At 40.0% G+C, this 6,433-nt stretch carries 5 protein-coding genes and 1 other annotated feature; of the genes, 1 reads left to right on the forward strand and 4 read right to left on the reverse strand.

Features of this window, described 5'->3' with window-relative positions; genetic code table 11:
• Positions 1-2: 2 nt before the first annotated feature.
• From CHI06_RS09010 to CHI06_RS09025, 4 genes are all read right to left on the reverse strand, one after another.
• Positions 3-752, reverse strand: a complete 750-nt coding sequence (locus tag CHI06_RS09010) for a glucose 1-dehydrogenase (RefSeq protein ID WP_095248150.1) — start codon at positions 750-752, stop codon at positions 3-5.
• A gap of 106 nt (positions 753-858) precedes the next feature.
• A complete protein-coding gene (gene thrB / locus CHI06_RS09015; protein WP_095248152.1) occupies positions 859-1,782 on the reverse strand; it encodes a homoserine kinase in 924 nt (307 codons plus the stop codon).
• A complete protein-coding gene (thrC, locus tag CHI06_RS09020) occupies positions 1,779-2,840 on the reverse strand; it encodes a threonine synthase (protein WP_095248154.1) in 1,062 nt (353 codons plus the stop codon). Before thrC ends, thrB begins: the two co-directional genes overlap by 4 nt.
• Positions 2,837-4,132, reverse strand: coding sequence for a homoserine dehydrogenase (locus CHI06_RS09025; RefSeq protein ID WP_095248156.1), 1,296 nt, complete (start codon positions 4,130-4,132; stop codon positions 2,837-2,839). Before CHI06_RS09025 ends, thrC begins: the two co-directional genes overlap by 4 nt.
• A gap of 255 nt (positions 4,133-4,387) precedes the next feature.
• Positions 4,388-4,599: a binding site (T-box leader), on the forward strand.
• Positions 4,600-4,674: 75 nt separating this feature from the next.
• On the opposite strand from CHI06_RS09025, the gene serA reads away from it, so the two are divergent.
• Positions 4,675-6,309 carry a phosphoglycerate dehydrogenase gene (gene serA, locus CHI06_RS09030; RefSeq protein ID WP_095248158.1) on the forward strand — a complete coding sequence of 545 codons (1,635 nt, stop codon included), beginning with the start codon at positions 4,675-4,677 and terminating at the stop codon, positions 6,307-6,309.
• The last annotated feature ends 124 nt before the right edge of the window (positions 6,310-6,433 follow it).

Here is a 6,433-nt window from a genome sequence, read left to right on the forward strand (position 1 = left end):
TATTATTCTTCATAAATCATTTTTCTCGTCATGCCGCCGTCAACAACTAGATTTATCCCAGTAACAAAGTCATTTTCCTTTGCGGTTAAGTAAAGGCATGCTCTTGCGATATCTTCTGGTCTGCCAACTCGATTTGATAAGTGCTGCTCATGATCAATGGTTGTTAATTGTGAATATTCGCCAGTGTGAATCCAACCAGGTGAGATCGCATTAACAGTTATTCGTTCATTACTGAGAGAGGCGGCTAATGCATGTGTAATGGCGACGATTCCACCTTTCGTAGCTGCATAGCCCTCAGAATTAGGCTCGGACATCATGGCACGGGTCGAAGCTATATTAACAATTGCCCCACCTTCTTTATTATCCCGCATATACTTTGCTGCCTCCCGTGAGCAGAGAAAGACACTTCTCAAATTGGTTTGAATGATATCATCCCATTCGTCAACTGTTATTTCATACAGCGATTTAAACAAACCCTTTCCAGCATTATTAATTAACACATCAACCCGACCAAAGGTGTTTTTGGCAGTTTTCATTAAGTTACTAATATCACTAGGATTTCTTACATCAGTTTGAACAAAAAGTACATCGAATCCTTCTTGTTTTAGTTCAGATTCTGTCTCTTTGCCTGCATTCTCATCCACATCTGCAATCAACACCTGCGCACCCTTTTTTGCAAAGGCAGAAACAACACCGCGTCCGATTCCATTCGCTCCCCCGGTCACAACGACAACCTTGTTTGTAAATGGCATTTAACCTTCCCTCCTTTATTTATCAATTCCCATTATAGTTTATCTCTAATTGTTCACCATCATCACTTGCCAATTAATAAAAAAAAAGGGCCGAACTTCTCGGCCCCTAATTCACGATACAATTATTAAGTTGGGATACGTTACTTCCTGTAAAGTCAATGCTTAGCACTTTAGCTGTCATGTCAGGAAATGCCGTATTTAAAGATTGCTCAAGTAATTTACCCTTTCCCTCTTCACAAAAACATAAAACTGTCGGGCCCGCTCCACTTAAGGCTACACCGAATGCCCCTTCAGATTTTGCGAAAATAGCAACGTCATCATAAAATGGGATCAGCGGCTTCCGATAAGGCTGGTGAAAAATATCCTTTTCCATCATTTTTCCTGCTAATTCCCAATTCTGACTAAGCAGTGCAGCTACTAATACATTTGCGATTGAAGAAGCACGAATACTGCTTTGATAGGAAAATTCTATTGGCAAAACACCGCGAGAATCCTTCGTTAACAAACTTTCTTTCGGGATGATGGCAACCATTTCAAAAGAAATATCAGAAATAGAAACGACATCGACCTCTCCTGGTTGATAACTGCCGATAACAAGCCCTCCATATAAAGAGGCACCAACATTATCTGGATGGCCTTCAATTTCTGTTGCCAGTAATAGCTTTTCTTCTTTTGTCAGCCCTATTTCTCCAACGTAATCAGCAAGTTCTATACCTGCAATAATCGCTGAAGCACTTGAACCAAGACCACGAGCTAATGGTATGTCACTCTCAACCTTGATTTTACAAGGATGTAACTCCTTGCCAAATTTAGCTGCAGTTTGAATGGCAATTTGACAGATAAAATGCTTTTCGTCTGTTGGGAAATCCTTTAATTCATCTGAAGTTGAATAACATTCCCACTTCTCATTTTTCTCCACTTCTAAGCGTAAATATAAATTAAGGGCAACTCCCATTGAATCAAATCCTGGTCCAAGGTTAGCGGAACTTGCTGGTATTTTGATAACAAACTTTCCAGCATTCAGAGTCATCGGTGGACAACTCCCCTAATGTGTTCTGTCACAGCTTTCTCATCATTTGGCAATTTCTTTACATCCACAAGGCTGCTTTGGATAGCTGTGTCCGGATCTTTTAACCCATTTCCAGTAAGAACTGCGACGATTTTTGATCCTTTTTCGATTTTGCCTTTTTGGAGGGACTTCATCACACCAGCGATTGACGCACATGAAGCTGGTTCAGCGAAGATACCTTCACTAGCGGCAATTTTCTTATACGCTGCTACAATTTCATCATCGCTCACTTCATCAAAAAGACCATTTGATTCTTCAACTGCGGCAACAGCTAAGTTCCAGCTTGCGGGATTTCCAATTCGAATCGCTGTTGCAATCGTTTCTGGATTTTCAAATACACGATTATGGACAAGTGCTGCTGCCCCTGCTGCTTCAAAGCCATACATTCTTGGCAGCCTTGTTCCCTTATGATTTGCGTATTCTTTAAACCCTTTCCAATAGGCACTAATATTACCGGCGTTTCCAACTGGTATCGCTAAAATGTCAGGTGCCGCCCCTAATTGATCACACACCTCAAAGGCTGCTGTTTTTTGTCCTTCTAAACGATAGGGATTAACCGAATTCACAAGTGCAATCGGTTCTTCTTCACTAATATTGCGGACCATCTGTAGTGCTTGGTCAAAATTTCCTTCAATAGAGATAATTTCTGCTCCATACATCATTGCTTGAGCAAGCTTCCCTAAGGCAATTTTGCCTTCTGGTATAACAATAATACATCGGATTCCAGCTCGGGCAGCATACGCTGCAGCTGCAGCAGAAGTATTTCCCGTTGAGGCACAGATAATCGTTTTGCTGCCGGATTCTATCGCCTTGGCAACTGCCATTACCATCCCGCGGTCTTTAAAAGAACCCGTCGGATTTGCGCCTTCAAGTTTAACGTAAAGCTCAACATCCCATTCCTTTGAAAGCCGTTCGAGCTTTACTAACGGGGTATTTCCTTCATTCAAGGTTAACATAGGTGTTTCATTATTTACTGGTAAAAATTCTTTATATGCTTCAATTAGTCCTGGCCATCTCATAATGATTTCCTCACCACTCTATATGCACTTTTTATTTCTTTAACCGCTGGTAAATCATTTAATTCGTGAAGAATAGCATCGTAATTTGTCAGTGAAGCCCGGTGTGTAACTAAGACAATTTCAGATGTCTCATTCTTCTTAACAGGCAGCTGTAATATTTTCTCAAAGCTGACACCATATTTTGCAAAGATGGAAGTAAGTTCCGCAAATACCCCGACCTCATCCTGTACATGGATTCGTAAGAAGTATTTAGAGTACTTTTCGTTATCATCCTTTAAGCGCTTAGGATATTGTGGCGTTACCGCACTACGTCCATTTACACCAAGTCGTAAATTTTTCATTACTCCGACTAAATCAGATACTACTGCGGTTGCCGTTGGCAGACTTCCTGCACCTGGACCATAAAACATTGTTTCACCAACTGCTTCTCCATATACATAAACAGCATTATACTCATTTTGAACCGACGCTAATGGATGATTGTCAGATAAGAATGTCGGCTGGACACTTACCTCTACTTTTTCCCCTTCACGGTGGGCATAACCTAACAGCTTCATTGTATAGCCTAACTGTTTTCCATAACGCAAGTCATCTTCTGTTATATTCGAAATACCACTTACTTTTACATCGTCTAGGTCAATATGCATTGAAAAACCTAAGGTAGCTAATATTGTCATCTTCCTGGCGGCATCCAGTCCCTCTACGTCTGAAGTAGGGTCTGCTTCTGCAAATCCAAGCTCTTGGGCTTCTTTGAGGACTTCCTCATATGCTAGACCTTCTTGGCTCATTTTTGTTAAAATATAATTAGTGGTTCCATTTACAATCCCCATCATTTGGGTAATACGATCAGAAGCAAGGCCATCAACTAAGCCTCTTAGGATAGGAATACCTCCTGCAACACTTGCTTCATAAAATAAGTCACATCCATTTTCAGAAGCAACAGATAATAATTCTGATCCATGGAGGGCCATTAAATCCTTGTTTGCCGTCACCACATGCTTTCCTTGACGGAGTGCAATAAGCAAATATTCCTTTGTTTCCTTAACCCCGCCCATCACTTCAATTACAACATCTATCTCGGGATCATGCAGGATATCAGCTGGGGATGACGTTAACAAAACTGGATCCACATCAACTGGTCTTGTTTTATGTAAATCTTGGACCAGGATTTTCTTTACGACAACAGGACAGCCCACCTGATGCATTAATTTATCTTGATGATTTTTAATAATTTTCACAACACCTGAACCGACTGTTCCTAAACCGAGTAACCCAATTTTAATTGCTTCCATATTAATCCCTCCCACACTGTCTACCACATGCGTACAATTGTATTTATATAGTAGACATTATATGATTCTCTCAATATAATTACAATAGACTAATTTTTTTAAAAATTCAATGTAATCGCTTACCACCGCACCAGCATTGGTCTGCTTTTTTAAAAAAATTTTTTAAATTTGAATACTCAAAAAATTATTCATTTTATCCCTTTACAATACTAAAGGTATCGATGTAGAATATTCTTTAAATTCAGGTAAATATTTAAAAATGTGATGATGAAGACGGCAGTAAGAAAATGCTTAAGAGAGCCGGTGGCCGCTGTGAACCGGTGCAATTTCTTAATCTGAGCCCAGCCCTTCTGAACTGGCAGACTGAAAGTATAGTAGGAATGCCCGGGAAAACCCGTTAACATGTTGAGGCTGCATTGTTTCTAGCAGCAAAAAGAGGGTGGCACCACGTAGATCACGTCCCTCATAACAAGACAAATCTGTCTGTTATGGGGGACTTTTTTATTTAATCTTATATTAAGAAAATGGAGAGGATGAGCAAGATGTTTAAGGTACTTGTAACAGATGGTATAAGTGATACTGGATTGAAAAAATTGTTTGATCACCCAAATTTTATTGTTGAGCGCCAGCCTACACTAAAGCCCGAGGAGCTAAAGAATATTATTGGCGATTACGAGGCTTTAATTGTACGAAGCCAAACAAAAGTTACGGCGGAATTGCTTCAATATGCGGACCGTCTTAAGGTAATTGCAAGAGCAGGTGTAGGGGTAGACAACATTGATGTGAATGCTGCTACAGGAAAAGGAATTATTGTTATTAATGCTCCTGGTGCCAATACCATTGCCGCCACTGAACATACATTAGCGATGATGCTTTCAATGGCAAGAATGATTCCTCAAGCTCACAAAAAAACAGTTGGCGGCGAATGGGATCGTAATTCCTTCAAGGGAGTAGAGTTATACAAAAAAACGCTAGGTGTTATTGGTATGGGGAAAATCGGTACCGAAGTCGCAAAACGTGCTAAAAGCTTTGGAATGAACATATTGGGATATGACCCATACTTAACGGAAGAGCGAGCAGAAAAACTAGGAATGAAAAAAGCTAGTCTCGATCTAATTGCACGTGAGTCTGATTTCATTACGATTCATACACCACTTACAAACGAAACAAAAGGACTTGTAAATGACGACTACCTTAGCAAAACAAAAAAAGGAGTCCGATTTGTCAACGTCGCCCGAGGTGGAATTATTGATGAAAAGGCATTGGTAAGAGCCATTCAAGCTGGACATGTTGCAGGTGCCGCTCTTGATGTTTTTGAAAAGGAACCGGTTGCTGACCCAGAATTGCTGCAAAATCCAAATATTATTGTTACTCCTCATTTAGGTGCTTCTACAGTCGAAGCACAGGAAAAGGTTGCCCAGGAGGTCAGTGAAGAAATCATTGAAATTCTCGAAACACAGTCTATCCGAAATGCAGTGAATATGCCGCAAATGTCTGGCGAAGCACAGCAAAAAATGCAGCCATACTTACTCCTTGGGGAGCAAATGGGGCAACTTGTTGTTCAATTGTTAAAACATGCTCCTTCTAAAATCGAAATCAATTATTATGGCGATTTAATTGAGGAAGATACGGAACTATTAACTCGAACCATGATTAAAGGAATCCTTTCTTATCACTTAAGTGATTCTGTTAATTTGATTAATGCGCTTCACCTTTTGAAAGGACAGGGCGTTTCTTACAATGTCCAGAAAAATGCCAATAATAAAGGCTTTGCCAACTATATGGAGCTTGCCATTACAAAAGGCTCAGAAACAGCTAAAATTGGGGCAACAGTCTTAAACGGCTATGGTGCAAGAATCGTCAAAATTAACGAGTATCGTATTGATGTAAGACCTGAGAACCATCTCTTACTTGTAAGACATCAGGACGTCCCTGGTATGATTGGTAAGGTTGGATCTCTTCTTGGCGATTACCAAATTAATATTGGAACGATGCAAGTAGGCAGAACAACCGTCGGCGGGGAAGCTGTTATGGTATTAACCCTTGATAAGCAAATTACTACAGAGGTTATTCGTGCCCTCACACAAATTAACGGTTTAAACGATGCACAATCTTTAGAGCTAGAAAATGTTGATTCCTTTTATCCAGGAAGACTTGAGTTAGAAAAAGTTAAATAAACAAAATGATGACCAAATCTGATATTGATTTGGTCTTTTTTTATCTGATGACGGTTGAGGCTGAAAAATTGCTTTAGAGGGAATCAGATTCATTATCTGATGACAGCACAGGCTTAATTATCAC

The sequence above is a fragment of the Bacillus sp. 7884-1 genome, from assembly GCF_002272245.1.
Classification (GTDB): Bacteria; Bacillota; Bacilli; order Bacillales; family Cytobacillaceae; genus Neobacillus.